21 protein-coding genes and 1 tRNA gene are annotated in these 21047 nt (G+C 64.8%); 12 read left to right on the forward strand and 10 right to left on the reverse strand.

Going from position 1 to position 21047, the window contains the following annotated elements; all coding sequences use genetic code 11:
• Positions 1-13 precede the first annotated feature (13 nt).
• The 7 genes from ABIG06_RS19025 (at position 14) to ABIG06_RS19055 (ending at position 6933) form a co-directional block, all read left to right on the forward strand.
• On the forward strand, positions 14-895 hold the full coding sequence (locus ABIG06_RS19025) for an outer membrane protein (protein WP_124160425.1): 882 nt from the start codon (positions 14-16) through the stop codon (positions 893-895).
• Between the two features lie 75 nt (positions 896-970).
• On the forward strand, positions 971-1561 hold the full coding sequence (locus ABIG06_RS19030) for a glutathione S-transferase family protein (RefSeq protein WP_370138129.1): 591 nt from the start codon (positions 971-973) through the stop codon (positions 1559-1561).
• 18 nt (positions 1562-1579) lie between these two features.
• Positions 1580-2044 carry a GNAT family N-acetyltransferase gene (locus tag ABIG06_RS19035; protein ID WP_370138130.1) on the forward strand — a complete coding sequence of 155 codons (465 nt, stop codon included), beginning with the start codon at positions 1580-1582 and terminating at the stop codon, positions 2042-2044.
• A 256-nt stretch (positions 2045-2300) separates the two neighbouring features.
• Positions 2301-2507, forward strand: coding sequence for a hypothetical protein (locus ABIG06_RS19040; protein ID WP_028180066.1), 207 nt, complete (start codon positions 2301-2303; stop codon positions 2505-2507).
• Positions 2508-2586: 79 nt separating this feature from the next.
• Positions 2587-3759 carry a phosphoserine transaminase gene (locus ABIG06_RS19045; RefSeq protein WP_370138131.1) on the forward strand — a complete coding sequence of 391 codons (1173 nt, stop codon included), beginning with the start codon at positions 2587-2589 and terminating at the stop codon, positions 3757-3759.
• A gap of 169 nt (positions 3760-3928) precedes the next feature.
• A complete protein-coding gene (gene serA / locus ABIG06_RS19050; RefSeq protein ID WP_370138133.1) occupies positions 3929-5518 on the forward strand; it encodes a phosphoglycerate dehydrogenase in 1590 nt (529 codons plus the stop codon).
• Between the two features lie 242 nt (positions 5519-5760).
• Entirely contained in the window at positions 5761-6933 is a 1173-nt protein-coding gene (locus ABIG06_RS19055) for a thiolase family protein (protein ID WP_370138134.1), read from the forward strand.
• Between the two features lie 60 nt (positions 6934-6993).
• Here the strand turns inward: ABIG06_RS19055 and ABIG06_RS19060 are convergent, their stop codons facing one another.
• Positions 6994-7974 carry a LysR family transcriptional regulator gene (locus ABIG06_RS19060; protein WP_370138136.1) on the reverse strand — a complete coding sequence of 327 codons (981 nt, stop codon included), beginning with the start codon at positions 7972-7974 and terminating at the stop codon, positions 6994-6996.
• Between the two features lie 91 nt (positions 7975-8065).
• Between ABIG06_RS19060 and ABIG06_RS19065 the strand changes: the two genes are divergently transcribed.
• Entirely contained in the window at positions 8066-8626 is a 561-nt protein-coding gene (locus ABIG06_RS19065) for a YybH family protein (protein ID WP_370138137.1), read from the forward strand.
• A gap of 5 nt (positions 8627-8631) precedes the next feature.
• On the opposite strand, the gene ABIG06_RS19070 is transcribed toward ABIG06_RS19065, so the two are convergent.
• A complete protein-coding gene (locus tag ABIG06_RS19070) occupies positions 8632-11976 on the reverse strand; it encodes a PAS domain S-box protein (protein ID WP_370138138.1) in 3345 nt (1114 codons plus the stop codon).
• 658 nt (positions 11977-12634) lie between these two features.
• On the opposite strand from ABIG06_RS19070, the gene ABIG06_RS19075 reads away from it, so the two are divergent.
• Together ABIG06_RS19075 and ABIG06_RS19080 are read left to right on the forward strand one after the other, a co-directional pair.
• Positions 12635-13069: a phasin gene (locus ABIG06_RS19075; protein WP_370138140.1), complete on the forward strand. Its 435-nt coding sequence runs from the start codon at positions 12635-12637 to the stop codon at positions 13067-13069.
• 340 nt (positions 13070-13409) lie between these two features.
• Positions 13410-13486, forward strand: a tRNA-His gene (locus ABIG06_RS19080).
• 18 nt (positions 13487-13504) lie between these two features.
• On the opposite strand, the gene ABIG06_RS19085 is transcribed toward ABIG06_RS19080, so the two are convergent.
• The 4 genes from ABIG06_RS19085 to ABIG06_RS19100 form a co-directional block, all read right to left on the reverse strand.
• Positions 13505-13891, reverse strand: coding sequence for a hypothetical protein (locus ABIG06_RS19085; RefSeq protein WP_370138141.1), 387 nt, complete (start codon positions 13889-13891; stop codon positions 13505-13507).
• A 275-nt stretch (positions 13892-14166) separates the two neighbouring features.
• Positions 14167-14895, reverse strand: a complete 729-nt coding sequence (locus ABIG06_RS19090; RefSeq protein WP_370138142.1) for a class I SAM-dependent methyltransferase — start codon at positions 14893-14895, stop codon at positions 14167-14169.
• Between the two features lie 738 nt (positions 14896-15633).
• Complete coding sequence (locus ABIG06_RS19095) at positions 15634-16038, reverse strand: nuclear transport factor 2 family protein (RefSeq protein ID WP_370138143.1); 405 nt, start codon at positions 16036-16038, stop codon at positions 15634-15636.
• Between the two features lie 345 nt (positions 16039-16383).
• Complete coding sequence (locus ABIG06_RS19100) at positions 16384-16617, reverse strand: hypothetical protein (RefSeq protein WP_245454505.1); 234 nt, start codon at positions 16615-16617, stop codon at positions 16384-16386.
• Between the two features lie 77 nt (positions 16618-16694).
• Here ABIG06_RS19100 and tenA point away from each other — a divergent pair, with 77 nt between their 5' ends.
• Complete coding sequence (gene tenA, locus ABIG06_RS19105; RefSeq protein WP_124160438.1) at positions 16695-17369, forward strand: thiaminase II; 675 nt, start codon at positions 16695-16697, stop codon at positions 17367-17369.
• A gap of 362 nt (positions 17370-17731) precedes the next feature.
• Here the strand turns inward: tenA and ABIG06_RS19110 are convergent, their stop codons facing one another.
• Genes ABIG06_RS19110 through ABIG06_RS19125 form a run of 4 tightly spaced genes read right to left on the reverse strand, consistent with a single transcriptional unit; the run spans position 17732 to position 19964 of the window.
• On the reverse strand, positions 17732-17863 hold the full coding sequence (locus ABIG06_RS19110) for a hypothetical protein (protein WP_424578365.1): 132 nt from the start codon (positions 17861-17863) through the stop codon (positions 17732-17734).
• Positions 17864-17871: 8 nt separating this feature from the next.
• Positions 17872-18090 (reverse strand): hypothetical protein, encoded by a 219-nt coding sequence (locus tag ABIG06_RS19115; RefSeq protein ID WP_424578366.1) that lies wholly within the window; start codon positions 18088-18090, stop codon positions 17872-17874.
• The gene (locus ABIG06_RS19120; RefSeq protein ID WP_424578367.1) at positions 18080-18796 is read right to left on the reverse strand and encodes an HpcH/HpaI aldolase/citrate lyase family protein; all 717 of its coding nucleotides are present in this window, start codon (positions 18794-18796) and stop codon (positions 18080-18082) included. Before ABIG06_RS19120 ends, ABIG06_RS19115 begins: the two co-directional genes overlap by 11 nt.
• Position 18797: 1 nt before the next feature.
• Positions 18798-19964 (reverse strand): CaiB/BaiF CoA transferase family protein, encoded by a 1167-nt coding sequence (locus tag ABIG06_RS19125; protein ID WP_124160441.1) that lies wholly within the window; start codon positions 19962-19964, stop codon positions 18798-18800.
• 488 nt (positions 19965-20452) lie between these two features.
• Here ABIG06_RS19125 and ABIG06_RS19130 point away from each other — a divergent pair, with 488 nt between their 5' ends.
• The gene (locus ABIG06_RS19130; RefSeq protein WP_124160442.1) at positions 20453-20785 is read left to right on the forward strand and encodes a hypothetical protein; all 333 of its coding nucleotides are present in this window, start codon (positions 20453-20455) and stop codon (positions 20783-20785) included.
• The last annotated feature ends 262 nt before the right edge of the window (positions 20786-21047 follow it).

The raw sequence follows: 21047 nt of genomic DNA on the forward strand, positions 1-21047 counted from the left end.
ATGGAGCGTTGCGATGCGTAGGCTTTTGTTGGCAGCGGCGATGTTGGGGACGGTGACTGTCGCGCACGCGGCCGACATGCCGGACCTGCCCGTCCTGCGCGGCGGCTTCACCGACGGCCTGTCGACGACGGCCCACAACTGGGATGGCTTTTATTTCGGCGGCAACGCCGGCTACACGACCGACGCGACGGATTTCAGCCAGAGCGTGGTCGGCCTGACCAACTACATCTTCCGCGACAGCGTGCTGCAGCAACCGACCGCGAACTGGTCGCTCCTCAACAAAGCCAACACGCAAGGTGTCAATTTCGGCGGCTTCGTCGGCCGCAACTGGCAATGGTACGATGCCATTCTCGGTCTTGAAGGCACCTACAGCTACTTCGGCAATCTCTACACTCAGACGAGCGGTTACAACTCGCTCGTTATCACCAACCCGCCTGGGGATAACCCGCCTGAGGGAACGACCAACAATTACAACGTGACCTTGATCGGCACCGCCGCGGCGAAGGTCAAGGACATGATTTCGCTCCGTGGCCGCGTCGGTTGGGATGGCGGCGATTTCATGCCGTATGCCTTCTTCGGCGCCGCGGTTGGGCGGATGGACGTCTCACGCACGGTGACGAGCGATGTGACACTCACGCAGATCGTATCGACAACCGTCGGCGGCGTTACGACGACCACGAGCAATACCTATGCTGTTCCGGCGCAGTCGCAGACTCAGAGCCAGCACAGGACCAACACTTTCGCTGTCGGTTGGACCGCGGGCCTCGGGCTCGAATATTGCATTTGGGACGGATTGTTCGCACGCGTGGAATACGAGTATGTGAGATTCTCGCCCGTCATGAACACGCAGGTCACACTCAACAACGCGCGCCTCGGCCTCGGCTACAAATTCTGACACCGCCGCGCCCCGCCGTGGTTGACAGATTCACGCCGTCCTGATGCTCTGTCGCCCGACGGCGGGGCGGCAGCGATGAAGATTTACGGCGATAGCAATTCCGGAAACTGTCTGAAGGTGAGATGGGTCTGCGACAAGCTCGCAGTGCCCTATGCGTGGATCGAGATCGACACGCGCAAGGGCGAGACGCGCACGCCGCAATTCCTGAAGATGAACGGCGCAGGCCAGGTGCCGACCGTCGAATTCGACGATGGCCGCACGCTCGCACAGTCCAACGCCATCATCCGCTACCTCGCCCGCGACAGTACGCTCATTCCGCGCGACGCCTTTGCTGCGGCCAAGATGGATGAATGGCTGTTCTGGGAGCAGTACAGCCACGAGCCCTATATCGCGGTGTGCCGTTTCCTCCTCGTCTATCTGGGCAAGGATGCATCCGAGCTCGATCCTGAGAAGGTCAAACGCGGCTATGCGGCGCTCGACCGTATGGAGCAGCATCTCTCCGCCCGCCGCTTCTTCGCCGGCGATGAGGTTTCGCTCGCCGACGTGTCGCTGCTCGCCTATACGCGTGTCGCGCATGAAGGGGGCTTCGATCTCGGCCGCCATGCGTCCGTCCGCCGCTGGATCGGCGAAGTCGAAGCGTTTCTCGGCCTTTCGCCGGCGCGTTGAGGTGCGGAGTTGTCTGACATGAACGCCGAAGCCGTCTCCATCCGTCACGCGCGCCGCGAGGACGTTGCCGCGATCGTTGCGATGCTCGCCGACGATCATCTCGGCCGCGCGCGCGAGCGCGTGGAGGATCCGTTGCCCGCGTCCTATTACGACGCATTCGCGCGGGTCGAGCGCGATCCGAATCTCACGCTCGTGGTTGCCGAGAGCGCGGGCAGGGTGGTCGGCTGCCTGCAACTCGCGATCCTGCCGGGCCTGAGTTCCCAAGGCGGCGTGCGTGGCCTGCTCGAGGACGTCCGCGTTGCTTCCGATTGTCGCAGCCGCGGCATCGGCGAGCAATTGGTGCAATGGGCGGTCGCGGAAGCGAAGGCGCGCGGTTGCAATCTCGTCGAACTGCTGACGCATCAGACCCGCGTCGACGCGCAGCGCTTCTACAAGCGGCTCGGATTTGCCGCGAGCCATGTGGGCATGACTATCCGCTTTTGAGGTAGCGGATGCGTTTCCGAGCGAAGTGGATACCGGGTCGCGTAAGGAAAACGCGTCGATACAAGGATCCAGAGTCCAGTTCCGATTGTATCGGAATGGGGCTCTGGCCACGAGCCTTGCACGATCAGCAAATTCGGATCGCGCGTTCGTTCATCTTAATGGGCGGTAAACTACCTGTCCGTCGTTCAGGTTGAATCGGGAACGAACGGTGCTACGGCAGCTTCTGGTACCGGGCTCGGTCGGTTCGGGGATTTCGATGACAAGCTATTCAATGATCAAGGTCGGCAACGACTACGTCGTGCAGGCCCATGACAAATGCATTTTGAAGGTCGGCAGCCGCCGCAGGGCCGCGCAATTGATCAGCGATGCCACGGACTTGCTGAATGCGCTCGCCGTGGTCCAGTCCCCGGAGATCGCGCCCGAGGCGCCATCACTCGCACGTGAGGCCCCGGAACTTCCTTGACTGGCCTTTCCGTTTCCCGTATCAGCCGCGGCGGGACACCTCCCCCCAACGGGAGGCTTACTATCTGGAAGGGTAGATCATGAATGTAGCGAAGCCCGCTTCGCGGCCGACCGTGCTGCATTTCTCCTCCGGCCCCTGCGCCAAGCGCCCCGGCTGGAACGCCCAAAATCTCAAGGACGCAGCTCTCGGCCGCTCGCATCGCGCGAAGATCGGCAAGACCAAGCTCAAGCTCGCGATCGACCTGACGCGCGAAGTGCTCGAGGTGCCCGCCGATTACCGCATCGGCATCGTGCCGGCCTCCGATACCGGCGCGGTCGAGATGGCGCTGTGGTCGCTGCTCGGTGCGCGGCCCGTCACCACGCTTGCCTGGGAATCCTTCGGCGAGGGCTGGGTCAGCGACATCGTGAAGGAATTGAAGCTCAAGGACGTGACCAAGCTCAACGCGGCTTATGGTGAGATTCCCGATCTGTCGAAGGTCGATCCCAAGAGCGACGTCGTCTTCACCTGGAACGGCACCACCTCAGGCGTGCGCGTGCCTGATGCCAACTGGATCAGCGCGACCCGCGAAGGCCTGACCATCTGCGACGCGACCTCGGCTGCGTTCGCGCAAGCGCTCGACTGGCCCAAGCTCGACGTCGTCACCTTCTCCTGGCAGAAGGCGCTCGGCGGCGAGGCCGCACATGGCATGCTGATCCTGTCGCCCCGCGCGGTGGAGCGGCTCGAGACCTACAAGCCGGCCTGGCCGCTGCCGAAGATCTTCCGCATGACCAAGGGCGGCAAGCTCAACGAAGGCATCTTCGTCGGCGAGACCATCAACACGCCGTCGATGCTCTGCGTCGAGGATTATCTCGATGCGCTGAACTGGGCCAAGTCGATCGGCGGCCTCAAGGCGCTGATCGCACGTGCCGACGCCAACACCCGGGTGCTCGCCGACTGGAAGGCGAAGACGCCCTGGATCGACTTCCTGGCCAAGGACGCTTCGATCCGCTCCAACACCTCGGTGTGCCTGAAGTTCACCGATCCCGCGATCACCTCGCTCTCGGCGGATGCGCAAGCCGACTTTTGCAAGAAGCTGGTCGCGCTGGTCGAGAAGGAAGGCGCCGGCTACGACTTCGCCTATTACCGCGATGCGCCGGCCGGCCTGCGCATCTGGTGCGGCGCCACGGTGGAGGCAAAGGACGTCGAGCTGCTGACGCAGTGGATCGACTGGGCCTTCGCCGAGACCAAGGCCGCTCTGCCCAAGGCGGCGTAAGTTTCTTACCCTCCCCTGCAGGGGGAGGGTCGACGCACCGCCAGGTGCGGCGGGGTGGGGTGATCTCTCCACACGGCGCACCGGCAATTTTCTTTGTTGCAGCTTCACCCCACCCCGGCGCTTCGCGCCGACCCTCCCCCTCCAGGGGAGGGTGTGAAGGACACATCCCATGACCAAACCCAAAGTTCTCATTTCCGACGCGCTCTCGCCCGCCGCCGTGCAGATCTTCAAGGATCGCGGCATCGAGGTCGACTTCCAGCCCAACCTCGGCAAGGACAAGGACAAGCTGGCCGAGATCATCGGCAATTACGACGGCCTTGCGATCCGCTCGGCGACCAAGGCCACCGCCAAGATCCTCGAGAAGGCGGCGAAGCTGAAGGTGATCGGCCGCGCCGGCATCGGCGTCGACAATGTCGAGATTCCCGCGGCCACGGCCAAGGGCATCATCGTGATGAACACGCCGTTCGGCAACTCGATCACGACCGCAGAGCACGCCATCACCCTGATGCTGGCGCTGGCCCGCGAGATCCCGCAGGCGGACGCCTCGACCCAGGCCGGCAAGTGGGAGAAGAACCGCTTCATGGGCGTCGAGATCACCGGCAAGGTGCTCGGCGTCGTCGGCTGCGGCAATATCGGTTCCATCGTCGCCGACCGCGCGCTCGGCCTGCGCATGAAGGTGATCGCGTTCGATCCCTTCCTCTCGCCGGAGCGCGCCAAGGACATCGGCGTCGAGAAGGTCGAGCTCGACGACCTCCTGAAGCGCGCCGACTTCATCACGCTGCACACGCCGCTCACCGAGAAGACGAAGAACATCATCGACGCGGCCGCGATCGCCAAGATGAAGAAGGGCGTCCGCCTGATCAATTGCGCCCGCGGCGGCCTGGTCGACGAGCAGGCGGTGGTCGATGCGCTCAATTCCAAGCACATCGCCGGCGCCGCCTTCGACGTGTTCGTCGAGGAGCCCGCGACCAAGAACGTGCTGTTCGGCCATCCCAACGTGATCTGCACGCCGCATCTCGGCGCTTCCACCACCGAAGCCCAGGAGAACGTCGCGCTCCAGGTCGCCGAGCAGATGTCGGATTACCTGCTCACCGGAGCGATCTCGAACGCCGTCAACTTCCCCTCGATCACGGCCGAGGAAGCGCCGAAGCTGAAGCCGTTCATCGCGCTTGCCGAGAAGCTCGGCTCTTTCGCCGGCCAGCTCACCGAGACCGGCATCCTCAAGGTCGAGATCACCTATGAGGGCCATGTCGCCGAGATGAAGATCAAGGCGATCACCTCCGCCGTGCTGTCCGGCCTGCTGCGGCCGATGCTGGGCGAGATCAACGTGGTGTCCGCGCCCGTCATCGCCAAGGAGCGCGGCATGGTGGTGGACGAGATCGTGCGCGCTGCCCAGAGCGACTATGAGAGCCTGATCACCGTCACCGTCACCACCGAGCGGCAGGAGCGGTCGGTCTCGGGCACCGTCTATGCCGACGGCAAGCCGCGCCTCGTCGACATCAAGGGCATCCGTGTCGATGCCGAGTTCGGCAAGTCGATGATCTACGTCACCAACGAGGACAAGCCGGGCTTCATCGGCAAGTTCGCGAGCCTTCTGGGAGATGCCAAGATCAACATCGCCACGTTCCATCTCGGCCGCGTCGCGCCCGGCAGCGATGCCATTGCGCTGGTCGAGGTCGACGGCGCGGTGCCCACGGACCTGCTCGCCAAGGTGCAGGCCCTGCCGCAGGTCAAGCAGGCCAAGGCGCTGACGTTCTGAGGATTGTCATTCCGGGGCGATGCGAAGCATCGAACCCGGAATCTCGAGATCCCGGGTTCGGCTCTTCGAGCCGCCCCGGGATGACGATGATCATATATTCCGACCCGCGGAACAACGCCGCTTCCTTCACCGGGAGGCGGCGTTTTATTTTCCCCGCGACCTCCTGACTTTGTGTACCAATGGCGCTCAGAACGCCTCGTAACCACGCTCCGTTCAAATTCGTTCGACAAGGGAGAAAACACATGCGTGAAGCCGTCATCGTTTCCTATGCGCGCACGGGCCTGGCAAAATCCGGCCGCGGCGGGTTCAACATCACGCCGCCGATGTCGCTCGCAGCCCACGCCATTCACCACGCGGTCGATCGCGCCGGCGTCGAGAAGGACTATGTCGAGGACTGCTATCTCGGCAATTGCGCCCATGGCGCGCCGAACATCGGCCGCCAGGCCGCGCTGCTCGCTGGCCTGCCGAAGACCACCGCCGGCGTCTCGGTGAACCGCTTCTGCTCCTCGGGGCTTCAGACCATCGCGATGGCGGCCAACTCGATCCGCTCGGACGGCGCCGACTGCATCGTCGCCGGCGGCGTCGAGAGCATCTCGATTCCGGGCGGTGCCACGCCGAAGGAATCGGTTGACCCGGAGCTGCTCAAGGTCGCCCCCGACATCTTCATGGCCATGATCGACACCGCCGACATCGTCGCCGAGCGCTACAAGCTCAGCCGCGAATATCAGGACGAGTTCTCGCTGGAATCGCAGCGCCGCATGGCCTCGGCGCAGCAGGCGGGCAAGTTCAAGGACGAGATCGTCCCGATGAAGACGAAGATGAAGGTCGTGGACAAGCAGACCAAGGCAGAGTCGATCGTCGATTACGTCGTCGATCGCGACGAATGCAACCGGCCGGAGACCACGCTGGAGGGTCTTGCCAGGCTCGAGCCGGTCAAGGGTCCCGGCAAGTTCGTCACCGCCGGCAATGCCAGCCAGCTCTCGGACGGCGCCGCCGCCGTGGTGCTGATGGAAGCCAAGGACGCGGAGAAGCGCGGCCTCAAGCCGCTCGGCCGCTTCGTCGCCTGGGCGACCGCCGGCTGCGAGCCCGACGAGATGGGCATCGGCCCGGTGTTCGCGATTCCGAAGCTCTTGAAGCGCACCGGCCTGAAGATCGACGACATCGACCTGTGGGAGCTCAACGAGGCCTTCGCGAGCCAGTGCCTGTATTGCCGCGACAAGCTCGAGATCGATCCCGCCAAGTACAACGTCAACGGCGGCTCGATCGCGATCGGCCATCCCTTCGGCATGACCGGCGCCCGTCTCACCGGCCATTTGCTGCAGGAAGGCGCCCGTCGCAAGGCCAAGTGGGGCGTCGTGACGATGTGCATCGGCGGCGGCCAGGGCGGTGCCGGCCTGTTCGAGATCTACAGCTGAGGCCAGGCGGCAGGAATGCGAAAGGGCACGGCGCGCGCCGTGCCCTTTTGTTATCTGGCCTCAGGCCGGGACGCGACGCTTGGGCGTTGTCGGCGTCGTCGGATTAATGCAGCGCGCCACCGTCTCGAACAGCCAGGCTACACCGGCATCCGCCATCGCAGCTTGCGAGGCGACGACACGCACCGGGTCGGGCGTCCACGGAAACGGCACGGGACGCATCACCAGGTCGAATCGCGCGGCATGGCGTTCGACCAGATGACGCGGCAAGGTCGCAATGAAATCACTCTCGGCGAGCTGCGCCAGCGCCATCATGAAGTTGGGCACGGTGAGCGCCACGCGGCGGGTATGGCCGCGTTCGGCAAGCCGGATGTCGACGATGCCGAGCGCATCCCCGATGGCTGAGACCAGCAGCTGCGGTGCCGCCAGATAGGCCGCGAGCGTGACCTTGCGGGCCATGCGGTGCCCCTTGCGCATGGCGACGACGAAGTCTTCCTCGAACAGCAATCGTTCGGCGTAGCGTGACGGCAGCGGGCCGACCGGCAGCACGGCGAGGTCGAGCCGGTGCGAATCGAGCTCCGAGAGCGTGCCCTGCCAGGCCTGGCTCGACGCCTTGCCCTGACGTTGCGGCATCAGCTGCAGCAATCGGATGTCGATCCCCGGTCCTTCCCGGGCGAGAGCCTTGAGAAGTGAGCCGAGAAACACCGCGGCAAGCGCATCCGGTGCGCCGATCGTGAACGAGCGCCTCGCCGTTCTCGGGTCAAACGGTGCGGCTGCCGACACGATCGCGTCGAGGCGCGACAGGAGCTCCGTGACGGGACCGGCAAGCGCGAGCGCACGCTCCGTCGGCTTCACGCCGTTCGGCGTCTTCAGGAACAAGGGATCATGGAAGATGCGCCGCAGCCGCCGCAGTCCGTGGCTCACCGCGGACGGCGTGAGATTGAGCTTGTCCGCCGCGCGCAAGACCTGGCGCTCCTCGAGCACGGTGCTGAACACCACGAGGAGCGTGACGTCGACGCGGGCAAGCTGAGCCGGATTCAGCATGGTCCTGAGATCTTATCACTGGCTTCATGACGGTCAAAGCGGCATCCAGCATCTCGTGCAACCGTATGAACCATCAAGACGGAGCCCTCGCATGAAGAACGATCAAGATGCGCGTCGCGCAGCTGCGCCGGCGCCGATGTCCAGGCGTCGCACGCTCGCGGGCATGGCGTGCATGCCGCTCGTCGTCGCCGAGGCGGCCACGGCCGACGACGTCATCGCAAAGCTGCTTGCCCATACGCAGCAGGCGAACGCGGCGCTGATGCGCGGCGACGTCGCGGCCTACCGGCAGATGATTTCCATCACCGACGATTTCGTGCTGATGTCGCCGTTCGGCGGGGTGCCGTCGAAGGCCGCGGAGTACACGCCCGAAAGGTGGGAGCGGATGGGCCGGTTCTTCAGGAACGGCACGCACAGGCAGGAGGTCGTCCAGACCTATGGCTCGCAGGACATGGTCATTCTGGCGCTGATCGAGCGGGACAGCGTCGAGGTCGGAGGGCTGCCGGCGCAGGAATGGGAGTTGCGCGTGACGCTCGTCTACCGGCGCGTGGGCACCGAGTGGCACCTGGCGCATCGCCATGCCGACCCGCTGGCCAACGGCGTCAGCCTGCAGCAGGCGGCGGCGCTTGCGCGCGGTCTGCCCGCGAGCCAGTGAGCGCCTCAGGCCTGCGCCAGCACTGGCGCGAACACCACCTCGATCAGCGCGCCGGAATGGCCAGCGCTCTTGATGTTGAAGTGGGCGCGGTTGGCTTCGACCAGCGCTTTCGTCAGCGACAGGCTCAGCGCCGAGCTGTCCGCGGCATCGCCGGGCGGCGGGGTGCGGAACGGCTCCATCGCGGCGGCGACCTCCCGCTCGGTGAGGCCGTGGCCGGTGTCGCGGATGCGCAAGGCAATCTCGCCGCGGTCGGTCAGCGCGGTCGAGACGATGACCTGGCCGCCGGCGCTGGCGAGCCGGATCGAGTTCGAGATCAGGTTCATGGTGATCTGCCGCATCGCGCGCGCATCCGCGCTCACCTGCGGCAGGGCATGGGCGAGCGAGGTGCGGATGATGATGCGCTCGCGGTTGGCCTGCGGCTGCATCACCGCGACGCAGGCTTCGACGAGGTCGTTGAGATTGAGGTTGGCGAAGGTGAGATCGAGCTTGCCGGTCTCGATCCGCGACAGCTCGAGCAGGTCGTCGATGATGGCGATGACGCGCTCGCCGGAGGCGCGGATGTCCTTCATGTATTCGCCATAGCGCTCGTTGCCGAGCGCGCCGAAGCGTTCGGAGATCATCACCTCGGCGAAGCCGATGATGGCGTTGAGCGGCGTGCGGATCTCGTGGCTGATCCGCGCCAGCATGTCGGCCTTGGCACCGGCCGCGCCGTCGACGAGGCGGCGGGCCTGCGTCAGCTCGCTCTCGCCCTTCTTGCTCTGCGAGAGGTCGCGGAACACGGCGAAGAAGTTCGGCCCGTCGGGCCGGGTGCGGCCCATGATCATCGCGAGCGGAATGACGCCGCCCTTCTTCTCGCGTCCGAGCACCTCGCGGCCGTGGTCGAGCAGGCTCGCAATGTCCTGGCTCTTCAAGCTTTCGAGATAGTCGGCGACGATCTGCTGGCTCTCGGGCGCGAACAGCGTCGTCAGGTTCTGCTCGAGCAGCGCTTGCCCGTCATAGCCGAACAGCGCCTCGGCGCTGCGGTTGCAGGCGTGGATGTTGCCTTCGGCATCGAACATGACGATGCCCTCGGCCGTGGTGTCGAGGATCGCGGCGAGATCCTCGGCCTCGGCTTCGCCCGCCGCGGACTCGGGTTCGTAGAAGGACTCGGCGACAACGGTCTCCGCGACCACCGTCTCTGCGATGACGGGCGCCGCCTGCGGCAGCGCGCAGATCAGCGCATGCGCGCTCTCGCCGTCCCAGTCGATCGTGTGAAGATGCGCCTCGGTCGTCGCCAGCGGCGCTTCGCCGTTCGCGACCGTCGCGCTGATGGTGACAGGCGTGCCGCCCTGCGACGTGCTGCTGGCCGCCGACACGCCCGGCTCGACATAGAGCGCATCCAGCCCGCCTTCATGCTCGAGCGCGCCGAGGTCGGCATAGCCCATGCGCGCGAGGAAGGCGGGATTGGCGTAGAGCAGGCGGTCGAGCCGGTAGATCAGGATGCCGGTCGGCAGCAGGTCGAGCAGCGTGCGGTCACGCGCGCTCATCCCGCGCGCCGGCGGCGCAGGCTCGGTCAGCCATTCGGCCGCGGCTTGCGGCGCCTCCGGCTCCGGTGGTTCGGCTGCGATCTCCGCCGCCGGATCGGCCGCGTCAGTCGCGATGGTCTCGCGATCGCGTTCGAGCCGTTCGGACAATTGCCGCGCCAGCTCGTTGAACGCGCTGTTCTCGACAGGCGTCAGCGTCGGGGAGCGCGTGTCGCCGGGCGAGCGGAACGGCACGACATTGGGAGGCGTTTCCACGGGCGTTTCCAGATCGGTTGGGTGTGAATTCGCGTCGGCTGTGGCGGCTACCGGTTCAGGCTCGGGTGTCGGCTCGGGCTCGGGCGGCTCGATCGGCGGAGGTGCTGCCGTTGCCTCCGGCTTCTCTTCGCCCTCGCCTTCGGGCTCGACTTCGGGCCTGGCCTCCGGATCGGGCTCGACGGCGTCAGCGGAGAGGTCCTGCTGCGCCGGCGGCGCGGCGCGCAGCTCGAAGCGTCGCAGCGCCTCGAGCCGGTTGAGGCCGTCGAGATCGCGGCAGACGCCAAATCCCCTGAAGCCCGCGAAGTTGCGCATCCCGTCGTAGACCGGCAGGCCCGCGAGCTCGACCGGGAGACGCTCGCCGCCGTCGGCCGGCCAGTTCACGGTGATGCCGGCCCAGGTGTCGTGGCTTGCAAGCGCCTGTGCGACGCGGCCATCGGGATCGAGTGCGAAGTCGGCTGCGATCTCGCGCCAGGGCCGGCCGAAGCCGGCGGCCGTGTGCGGGCCGATCAGGCGGATGAATTCGTCGGAGAGGAGCACAAAGCGGCCCTCTGCATCCATCTGCCAGAGGAAGCGCAACGGATGCTGACGCGGTGCGGGCGGCTGTTGCTGGCCCGAGGATTCCTGGCCCGACTCCGGCTCGACCATGGCTTCAGTGATCGGCGCAACCTGCGGCGACACAATGGCTTCCAGCGGGTTTTCAACCGGAGTGTTTTCAGCGGCAGTTTTGGACGCGGCAGTTACGGACGCGGCCGCTGCAGCCGTTTCGGTCGGCTCGGCGAAGGCGTCGAACAGCGCGAACGCGGACGGCGCCACGTTCGACGGCGCAGGCTGAGCGTCCTCGCGCTCCGCGGCCGGAGTCTCGACGGGGGTGGTCCTGGGCGCGGCCTCGCGCGCCGCCGCTGTGTTGACGGCCGGCTCGATCAGCGCGACCAGGCCGATATCGGCCCCCGCGCCGACCCGTTGCAGCACCATCTGGCCGATGCCGATCGGTGTTGCGGCGCGGCCGGTGGCCAGCGCATCGCTGCGTGCCCGGTCGAGACCGGCCTCGAACAGATCGCGGAAGCCGAGCAGGGAGCGGGCGGCCTCGCTGGCGCCGACGAACAATCCGTCCGGCGCGAACGCGGCCATCGGCACCTTGGCGCCCGCGACCAGGCGAGACAGCCGCTCGACCAGCGGCATCGGGCGCGAGGTGGGATCCATGGCGATGACGAGCACGGCAGATCTTTCAGAGAGATGGCCGCCACCGGCGAAGTCGAGCCGCGCGCAGGCGCAGGTCATCAGCGCGCCGAGCCGAGCGCCGAAGCCGCGCAGCCGCTCGAGCCGCACGGTGCCGTTCGCCGGCAATCGACCCGCGAGCCGGGCCACCTGGCGGCGGTGGCTGTCCGCCGGACCGAACACCTTGTCCGCGAGGCCGGCGCTGTTCGCCGCGCCGAACAGGCTGGCGCCGACCGGATTGGCCCACAGCACGCGCGCGCCGTCGACCGACCACAGCCAGGTCGCCAGCGGCGAGGTCGCATGCACGGCCAGCCGCGGATCGCCCACACCTCGCAACTGGAAATCCGAACGCGTCATAAGGCCGGCTGTCGCTCACGCATCAGGTGTGGCGGCTACCGGAATGGCAGCCTTAAGAAAGAGTTATCGCCCGAGAGGGGCGGGCAGGTCCACGGCCGCAAGCCCGGGAGGGCCCCCCAAGCGGCGATAACCTTAATGGTGCCAACCCCGCAAGCCGCAGCGATGCTGCATCCAAGGGATTCGCGGGGCGAGGCGGGCCAGGCCGGCCTGACGAGCTAGACTCGCTGAGAGCCCCGACAAAGGCGCGCTCCCTCCCCCGCTTGCGGCGGAGGGTTGGGGAGAGGGTGTCTCGACAACGAAGACTCTCCCAGAGGAAAATGCCCTCACCCGGATCGCTTGCGCGATCCGACCTCTTCCGCAAGCAGGCGGGAGAGGGTGAAGATCCACCTGGCCAGCGCACCCAACTACCTCAACCCCCGGTTCCCCTGACCCGGAACCTCGCCCTCTCCGAGATTAAATTTCGCAGCGCACCCTCGTGGCGCGTTGCGATGCACAATGTTGACATGATAGGCAGTCATAGTGCTGGACGCCGGGCGAGCCATCTCATTCGCTTCGTGTTTTCCAGTCGTCGTACCCGCTGAATGCGAGGGCCCATGGTCGGGGCCGGCGGGCGCGCCAGAGGGCTCACTCGATTTTTTCATTAGCGTGAGGGACAACCATGACAGGTGCGACTGATCCGTTTTCTGCCTCGATCATTCCGTTCGAGGTTCCCGAGCAGATGCGTGCGTTCGCCGAGAAGGGCGTGTCGCAGGCCCGCGAGAGCTATGCCAAGTTCAAGGACGCCGCCGAGACCCACAACGGCACCGTCGAGGCCGTGTTCACCTGCGCCAGCAAGGGCGCGAGCGAGTACACCGCCAAGCTGCTCGAGTTCATGAAGGCCAATTCCAGCGCCCAGCTCGACTTCGCCCAGCAGCTGTTCGGCGCCAAGTCGCCGTCGGAAGCGCTGGAGCTGTGGACCGGCCACACCCGCAAGCAGCTCGAGACCTACCAGTCCCAGGCCAAGGAGCTGGTCGAGCTCACCCAGCGCGTCGCCGCCGAGACCGCCGAGCCGATCAAGGCGAGCGCCTCGAAGTACTATCCGTCCGCCGCCTGAGCGGTAAGGCCGGTTTGAGCCAACGAAACCCGGGCCGAAAGGCCCGGGTTTTTTCTTGCCTCTCCCGCGTGCGTGCGGGAGAGGCCGGCGCTGGGCGATGCGAAGCATCGTCAAGCGACGGGTGAGGGCTCTCGCCCCACGGGGAGTCTCCCGGCAGCCGGGAGAGACACCCTCATCGCTGCCATCAAGCCCGATTTCATCGCACCGGCGGTGATTTCCGCCGGTTTTTCGTCCCTCTGCGGCCTTGCCAAAAACCCCCGTTGCACCTAGTTTCCGCCCCGTCCAGCCCCCTCGGCACCGGCCCCTCTTAAGGGCGTCCCAAGGCGCGGCTCGCCAGGATGCAGTTGTAGCTCAGTTGGTTAGAGCGCCTGTCTGTGGAACAGGAGGTCGGTGGTTCGAGCCCACCCAACTGTACCAGCGATGGTAGGGCTTAGATTAACCCGGCTCTTCGTCTGGTACATCAATGGCGGCCCAAATAGTCCCGAACCCGAAGCCGACTACAAGACCAATCGGGTAATAAAAAACGGCATGCGGATCAGCCGCATCGTAGCGTAGCAACGCAAGCGCGCCCGCACCGGTTAGCACAGCGACGGACGCTGTCATTGCCTGACGAGTCCAATCGTCTGCCTCTTGCGCGTAGAAACCAACCAGCATTCCAATCAACAAGCCGAGGAACGTACCACCCACAGCGGGAAGCAAGTTCTTGTTGACTAGGGCAGTGACGAAGCCGCATAGCCCAATCAAAATAAGTAAGCCGCCGAAGGCAATTGTGCGCCAGGTCGTCTCGATCCCTTCCTTTTTTGGTATTGTTTTCTTGGTCATGTTGCCCCCATTTCCGATGTTTCAGCAGCGAACGCGGTTTAGCCTCCAGCTTCAAGATCACTTATTGCGTCATTAAGCTCTTGAGCTGTTCGCCGGCACGCACCGCGCAATATATCGAGTGCTAAGATATACTTGCCAACGTACTTGTCGTTGCGAGCGCCAAGTCTCGTAGCCTGATAGTTCTCTGGCAATTGCGGTGACAGTGCATAAAGCTTCAAGGGTGAGCACATTGTCCCGGCACGCCACGAGGCGACCTACCCGCCGGCCGCACGCCCCTACCGCCGCGCTGACACCAGCAGCATCATCGGCCGTTCCAGCTCCTCCTTCAGTGCCGGGTTCTCCCTGATTTGCTGCACCGACGGCGCGAACTCGTCGACGGCCTCGATGACAAATCCGGCCCGGATCAGCACGTTCAGTGTCGTTGCGATCGTGCGGTGATACTTCACCACGTCTTTCGCTAACCAACTGGTGCGGCGCTCGCCCTCGATCGCATAGCGATTGACCGGCCATGTCTTTCGCCCATCCTCGTCCTCGATCCAGCGGGGATGAGTGGCGGCCATGAAAACCGGATGCTCGATCGAGAAGACGAAATGGCTGCCCGCCGTGAGCGAGCGATGGATCATGCGAGCGAGCCGGTCGAAGTCGCTGATGTAGTGGAACGTCAGCGAGCTGAAGGCGAAATCGAAGGCCGCTTCTGAAAGGTCGATCGTCTCGAGGTCCGCGAGTCGATAGTCGATTGCAGGATCGGCTGTAGTCTGCCGTGCCCGCGCGATCATGCTCTCGGAGAGGTCGACGCCCAGGACCGCTTTGGCGCCATTCTCGCGCAGCCAACGTGAAACCCAGCCGAAGCCGCAGCCGAGATCGACGGCTCGTTTGCCGGCCATTTCGGGAAACATGGCGCACAGCGCCGGCCATTCGGGTGCGCCGGCAAGGCCGTGCACCTGCCGAGGAAGTCGGCTGTAACCTGAAAAGAAATCCGGATTGTCGTAGATGTTCTGTGCCATGACGTACTCCGTCGGGGTGAGGCGGATGCGCGCGGCTGAATTACCTCACCCTCGCATCAGCGTCACCACCGGTAACGTCACCGCCGCCAGCAGCGTGCCCAACGCCACTGCGCCAGACACCGGGTCCACCGCCGCTGATACTGCACCGCGCAGATGTACGCGTTCGCGCCGGTCGGCATCACCGCGAGCAGCACGATGATGCCGCTGCCATTGGGGGCAAATCTAACGGGCTTCGCGCGTCAGAGATCATCGCGAGGACCAACGAACTTGATCAAGGGACCAATGTCATCCCGGTCGGCGGCCTTGAGAGCTGCGATATAGGCGGCGCGCCGCTCATTCATCCTTTGAAGATCATGTCCGCCTGTCCAGTCGATTGGCTTTGCATTGTAGACGCGGTCGAGGACCGAATCCGCCATGATGCGGGCGTGCCTACCGTTGCCGTTAGGAAAGGGATGAATCCTAACAAGGCATGGTGCAGGCGAATTGCAGCTTCGGAAGGCAGGTAGGTTTTGTTGTCAGCCCAATACTGCAAGGTGGCCATGCGCCGCTACGCCCCCAGCCCAATGATCCGCCGCGCCATCCGCCCATTGGCATAGTCGATCATCTTGCCGTCCAGCGTCACCGCGCCCTGGCCTTGCGCCTCAGCCGCCTCCATCGCCTCAACCACCCGTCGCGCCTGGGCCAGCTCGCCGGCCGACGGATTACGGTGACAGTGCAATAAACTTTACGAAGTCGTCCTCACGCAATCATCATCTTGACCTGCGCCGTATCCGCAAACTCGATCAGCTCGACGATCTTGCCGTCCTGAAGCTTGAACAGGTCCAGGATCTCGGTGCTGGAAACTTTTCCGGTCGGGCGATATCGAACATCGACACGGGAATGGATGGCGACACGATCTCCGTCAACCAGCTCAGCTAGGATCTCGCGGCCTTCGAAGCCGAAGTCTTCAATGAATTTGCTGAAGGCACCACGCAGGCTTGCGTGTCCCTCCACGCTTCCCGTCAATTCGAGTGCGGTCTTGTCGCCCATTAGGGCGAACTGACCCTTGGGATGAAAAGCGGCTACCAGCCCGTCGGCGTCATCGTTGTCGCGTGCGGCATAGGCGCGCCGGACCACTGCGAGCATCTCTTCGCGTTGTGCCATGTTACCTCCCTGAACGTATCAGGAGAGACTAGCGACCTTTGCGTGCAAAGGCAAAATCATCTGGAGGTGGCACGGGACCCGGGCGCGTCGGAGCAGAGAGTGCGTTTTCGTTTCCCGGCTCCCCGGTAGAAAACGGCGAGATGTCCCGGCGAACCTTTCATGACCCCAGGTGTTTGTAGCTGCAGCAGGACTGACAACGCTGAGGGAGCTGAGCTATGAACGGTATTATCTATATCATCGGGCTGGTCGTCGTGATTGGTGCAGTGCTCTCGTTCCTGGGCCTGCGCTGATTGTTGATGGGGCGCGGCGAGGCCGTGAGGCGTCGCCGGCCAAAGATTTACGCGTTCACGCCGGCGGCATCGCCGCGAACAGCAGATGACGCCGGCTGCCACCGACGGCGGGTTCAGCAGTCGGACCAGCATGAACGCTGCGGCCGGCTTCGCCTCCAGCTTCAGCGCGCACTTCACCAGGATGCTCAGGCTCGCCCTTCACGGCGAAGCGATGGCTGGTTGATGCCAAGGCAGTGCGGCTCGACGCGGGGCCTATCCGCCGTTTCTCAAAGCCGGCTTTGTCCGCCACCACCGTAGCTCCTTCGTTGGCAATGCGCTATCGGTAGCGAGCCAGTGTGATGGACAAGCAAGCAGGCGGAAAAGATCGTGAGTTTTTTCGAGCGTCTCAAGGCAGCCGCGTCCACTGAGTGGCGGGCCTATACGGAGCATCCCTTCACGAACGGATTGGCGGACGGCTCGCTCCCTGAAGCTGCGTTTCGTCACTACCTCGTTCAGGACTATCTGTTCCTCATCGAGTTTGCTCGCGCCTACGCGCTCGCGGTCTACAAGTCGCCCAGGCTTGCCGACATGCGTGAAGCCGCGGCCGGCCTGTCGGCCATCCTCGATGTCGAGATGAACCTGCATGTGAAGCTCTGTGGCGAATGGGGCCTGTCCCCGGACGACCTTGAACAAGCCCCTCCGGCGGCCGAGATGCTGGCCTATACGCGCTACGTGTTGGACGCGGGAATGCGCGGCGATCTGCTGGCGCTCAAAGTGGCGCTTGCGCCTTGCGTGATCGGCTACGCGGAGATCGCAACGCGGCTCGCCTCGCGCCCTTCTGCCGACGCGGTGAGCAACGCCTATCGCGTCTGGATCGAAGAATATGCCGGCGCGCCATACCAGGAAGTCGCTGCCAAGGCGCAGGCGCATATGGAGAATCTCGCCGATCGCTACGCCACTCCGGCGCGCGAGGCCGAGCTGATTGCGATCTTCAAGGAAGCCACCCACCTGGAGGCAGACTTCTGGGAGATGGCCTGGCGCGCCGGCCAGGTTGTTGCATAGCGGTGTCGGCAATCGAAAGGCCGCCTACTTCCCTCCTGCCACCACCCACACCACCACCGCAATAAGTCTCCATGCGCTCTCCTGAACGCTTATATCCGAGCCGCGCGAGCGGATTGTGGGTCTGCGTTCGGTTGGACAAATTCGTCATTTGGAGTAGCCTTTTCGGACACAGCAACATGTTAGCGGAGGTTCTCCGTGGAGCATCGCGGCGTAAGCTTCTCAATCGTTGAAATGAGCTACCCGGCTGGTTGGAAGTGGACTGTCGGAAAGGGCCGAACAGTGTCGGTTGGTGTCTGTGCGACGAGGCTCGACGCGATCCGCCAGGCGCAGACCTTCATCGATGCGATCATGGATTGGGCTGCCTAGGCCAAAGTCAAAATGCTCGTCTTCGATTGGTCATGCCGAGCACCGTAAACCCAGCAGCTGAGTTTTTGTTGGCGCGGCGCTACCGCGATCAGCGCGAACACCGGCGCGACGATCAAGAGCGTGGCCATGCGCGCCCCTACGACCCCAGCTGGATAATCCGCCGCGCCATCCGCACATTGGCATAGTCGATCATCTTGCCGTCCAGCGTCACCGCGCCCTGGCCTTGCGCCTCGGCCGTCTCCATCGCCTCGACCACCCGCCGCGCCTGGGCCAGCTCGTCATCCGACGGCGTGAACGCGCGCAGCGTCGGCTCGATCTGGTCGGGATGGATGACCTGCTTGCCGTCAAAGCCCATCGCGGCGGCCTTTTGCGCGCTGGCCTCGGTGAGCCTGGCATCGCGGAACGCGCCGCAGGGCGCCGTCGATGGCGATGAGGCCGAAGGCGCGCGCGGCCACCAAGAGGCGCATCATGGGATAGGCGAACAGGTCGAGTGGCGCGGCGGCGTAGCCGCTTTGCGCCGATCCGACGTGGCGGTAGCCGTCCGGCGAGATGCCGATGTCGGAGGTGCGGGCGCCGAGCGAGGCCGCGAAGTCGCCGACGCCGAGATGCAGCGCGGCCACGCTCGCGTGCGCGGCGGCGAGCGTGTCGACATTGACGAGGCCGAGCGCCGTCTCGATCAGCAGTTCGAGCACCACCGACGAAGCGCGATCCGGCGCGGCCGCGCGCAGCTGGTCGGCGATGGCGACGATGTCGCCGGCGCGCTCCGCCTTCGGCACGATCACCGCATCCAGCCGCGGCAGCGCCGCCAGCGCGCGGATCTCCTCTCCGATGAACGGGCTGTCGACGGCGTTGAGCCTGACCGCGACGCGCTTGTTGCCCCAGTCGAGCGATGACAGCGCGCGGACGGCTTCCTCCAGCGCAAGACCTTTTTCGGATGGCGGCACCGCGTCTTCGAGATCCATGAACACGGCATCCGCGCTTGAAGCCGCTGCCTTGGCGACGAGGCGGGCGCGATGCGCAGGAACAGCCAGATAGGCCCGGCTCGGCCGCTGCGAGGCCATCTCAATGCTCCCCGCTGATGCCGAGTTCGCGGAGGATGGCGTCGTTGTGCTCGCCCACGTCAGGTACCGGGTCCATCCGCGGCGTCACGCCGGGAATGGTGAGCGCCGGCAGGAAGCTCATCACCGGCCCGCTCGGCGATCCCACGCTCTGCACCCGCGCGCGTGCGTGGAGCTGCTCATGCTTCAGGAAGGCCTCGACCGAGTTCAGATGCGCATTGGCGATCGCGGCTTCGTCCAGCAGCCGCAGCACCTCTTCGCTGGTCATGGATGCAAAGCGCTGCTCGATATGCGCCTGCAGCTCGTCGCGGTTCTGCATACGCAGCGGATTGGTGCGGAAGCGCAGGTCGTCGGCAAGTGCGGCATCGCCGAGCACGATGCGGCACAGCGACCGCCATTCCCGGTCGTTCTGGATGCCGAAGAAGATCGTGTTGCCGTCACCGACGCGGAACGGTCCGTACGGCGCGATCGTCGCATGCTTCGCGCCGGTGCGCGGCAGCGGCCGGCCCGTGCTCTCGGTGTAGAAGGCGGGATAGCTCATCCAGTCCGTGATGGAATCGAACAGCGAGGCCTGGAACGCCGTGCCCTTGCCGGTCCGCTCGCGCCGATACAGCGCCATCAGCACGCCGCTCAGGATGTACATGCCGGTGGCGATGTCGACCACGGAGAGCCCCACCTTGGCAGGCTCCGCCTCGGTGCCGTTGATGGCGAGCACGCCGGCCTCACACTGCACCAGGAGATCATAGGCCTTCTTGTCGCTGTAGGGGCCGCCGGTGCCATAGCCCGAGACGTCGCAGGCGATGAGGCGCGGAAATTTCCGCACGAGCGATGCCGCATCGAGGCCGAGCCGCTCCGCCGCGCCGGGCGCGAGGTTCTGGATGAACACATCCGCCCGCGGCAGCAGGGCGTCGAGCACCTTGCGCCCCTCGGGGCTTTTGATGTCGATGGCAAGGCTTTCCTTGGAGCGGTTGGTCCAGACGAACTGGCTCGACATGCCGTTCATGACATGATCGTAGTCCCGGCAGAAATCGCCGCTTCCGGGCCGCTCGATCTTGATGATGCGCGCGCCCCAATCCGCCAGATGCCGGCTGGCCAGCGGCGCCGCGATCGCCTGCTCGAGCGAGACCACCGTCACCCCCGCGAGCGGAAGTTCCGCCTCATTCCCATCCATGCGCTCGCCTCCACTTCCAACGCTTTCTATCAGCGCAGGAGACAGGCCGACCACCCCACGCGCATCTTTTTTGATGATGCCATCATGCCCCTGTTTTGCCCGACAAGTCAAATTTGACTTCGTGAAATCCTAAGAATGGAAATGCCGAGGGATTGCCGTCCCTTGGCTACTGTGCATGGGGTTGTTTTCGGAGTTTTGTGTTGGAGGCCCGGAAACTCCGGCGCCAGTCCACCGCGACACAGTGGTCGTCATGCCGGGACAAGCCCGGCCATGACGTCGTGGCGAGTTCCGTGTCTCAATCGCTTTCTGGATGACTGCGGGTCGGTCCAGTGCGCAATTGCGCACAAGGCCGGACGACGACGGTAAGGAAGACTGCCCGTCGCCCCTGTTGCCGAGACCGCACACGTCGCGGCTTTCGCATCTGCCCTCGTTGCCAACGCACCGCCGTTCACCCACTATTCCCAGGGACTCATGACGTGGGGACATCGATGCCGGCATTTCGCTTGAACAAGTCATTGGCCGCCGCAACGCTCGGCCTTGCCCTGGCCGTCCTGGCTCTGCCGCGCGCCGGCTTCGCCTACACCCAGGAGGAGCAGCAGGCCTGCTCGCCGGATGCGATGCGGCTGTGCAGCGAGTTCGTTCCGAACGTCGATGCCATCACCGCCTGCATGATCAAGAAGAAGGCGCAGCTCTCGCCGCAATGCCGGGTGTTCTTCCGCCCGGAGCCGGGCGAGGTCCGCGCCGGCAAGCCGACCAATACCACCAAGACGAGCGCCAAGCCGGCGAAGGCGACCAAGAAGAAAAAGGCCGAGTCATTTTGAGCCGGGGCGGAGCGCCCCTTGCTTGAAACCTGCGCCATGACCGACATCGGCTCTGCGCCAGCCTCCGGACTCGTTTTGTTCGCGCGACGCTGCGCAGGCTTGCTGTAATTACGGCCGGTGCGCGACGGGAAAGAGTCGCCCGCAGGTTTGCGCGGCAAGGTTGCGTCGTCCCGTCTGTTGCTCAAAAAACGCACAAATGTCCGCGCAAGCGGTGTTTCGCAGGGAGCTGCGTCTTTCTCCTGCGATGCAGTGTGACTCAAAA

The organism is Bradyrhizobium sp. USDA 326 (genome assembly GCF_049739485.1).
Taxonomy (GTDB): domain Bacteria; phylum Pseudomonadota; class Alphaproteobacteria; order Rhizobiales; family Xanthobacteraceae; genus Bradyrhizobium.

Coding starts and splice junctions, on each gene's coding strand:
- ABIG06_RS19025 (WP_124160425.1), top strand. CDS start 14: ATGCGTAGGCTTTTGTTGGCAGCGGCGATGTTGGGGACGGTGACTGTC.
- ABIG06_RS19030 (WP_370138129.1), top strand. CDS start 971: ATGAAGATTTACGGCGATAGCAATTCCGGAAACTGTCTGAAGGTGAGA.
- ABIG06_RS19035 (WP_370138130.1), top strand. CDS start 1,580: ATGAACGCCGAAGCCGTCTCCATCCGTCACGCGCGCCGCGAGGACGTT.
- ABIG06_RS19040 (WP_028180066.1), top strand. CDS start 2,301: ATGACAAGCTATTCAATGATCAAGGTCGGCAACGACTACGTCGTGCAG.
- ABIG06_RS19045 (WP_370138131.1), top strand. CDS start 2,587: ATGAATGTAGCGAAGCCCGCTTCGCGGCCGACCGTGCTGCATTTCTCC.
- serA (WP_370138133.1), top strand. CDS start 3,929: ATGACCAAACCCAAAGTTCTCATTTCCGACGCGCTCTCGCCCGCCGCC.
- ABIG06_RS19055 (WP_370138134.1), top strand. CDS start 5,761: ATGCGTGAAGCCGTCATCGTTTCCTATGCGCGCACGGGCCTGGCAAAA.
- ABIG06_RS19060 (WP_370138136.1), bottom strand. CDS start 7,974: ATGCTGAATCCGGCTCAGCTTGCCCGCGTCGACGTCACGCTCCTCGTG.
- ABIG06_RS19065 (WP_370138137.1), top strand. CDS start 8,066: ATGAAGAACGATCAAGATGCGCGTCGCGCAGCTGCGCCGGCGCCGATG.
- ABIG06_RS19070 (WP_370138138.1), bottom strand. CDS start 11,976: ATGACGCGTTCGGATTTCCAGTTGCGAGGTGTGGGCGATCCGCGGCTG.
- ABIG06_RS19075 (WP_370138140.1), top strand. CDS start 12,635: ATGACAGGTGCGACTGATCCGTTTTCTGCCTCGATCATTCCGTTCGAG.
- ABIG06_RS19085 (WP_370138141.1), bottom strand. CDS start 13,891: ATGACCAAGAAAACAATACCAAAAAAGGAAGGGATCGAGACGACCTGG.
- ABIG06_RS19090 (WP_370138142.1), bottom strand. CDS start 14,895: ATGGCACAGAACATCTACGACAATCCGGATTTCTTTTCAGGTTACAGC.
- ABIG06_RS19095 (WP_370138143.1), bottom strand. CDS start 16,038: ATGGCACAACGCGAAGAGATGCTCGCAGTGGTCCGGCGCGCCTATGCC.
- ABIG06_RS19110 (WP_424578365.1), bottom strand. CDS start 17,863: ATGGCCACGCTCTTGATCGTCGCGCCGGTGTTCGCGCTGATCGCGGTA.
- ABIG06_RS19115 (WP_424578366.1), bottom strand. CDS start 18,090: ATGGGCTTTGACGGCAAGCAGGTCATCCATCCCGACCAGATCGAGCCG.
- ABIG06_RS19120 (WP_424578367.1), bottom strand. CDS start 18,796: ATGGCCTCGCAGCGGCCGAGCCGGGCCTATCTGGCTGTTCCTGCGCAT.
- ABIG06_RS19125 (WP_124160441.1), bottom strand. CDS start 19,964: ATGGATGGGAATGAGGCGGAACTTCCGCTCGCGGGGGTGACGGTGGTC.
- ABIG06_RS19130 (WP_124160442.1), top strand. CDS start 20,453: ATGCCGGCATTTCGCTTGAACAAGTCATTGGCCGCCGCAACGCTCGGC.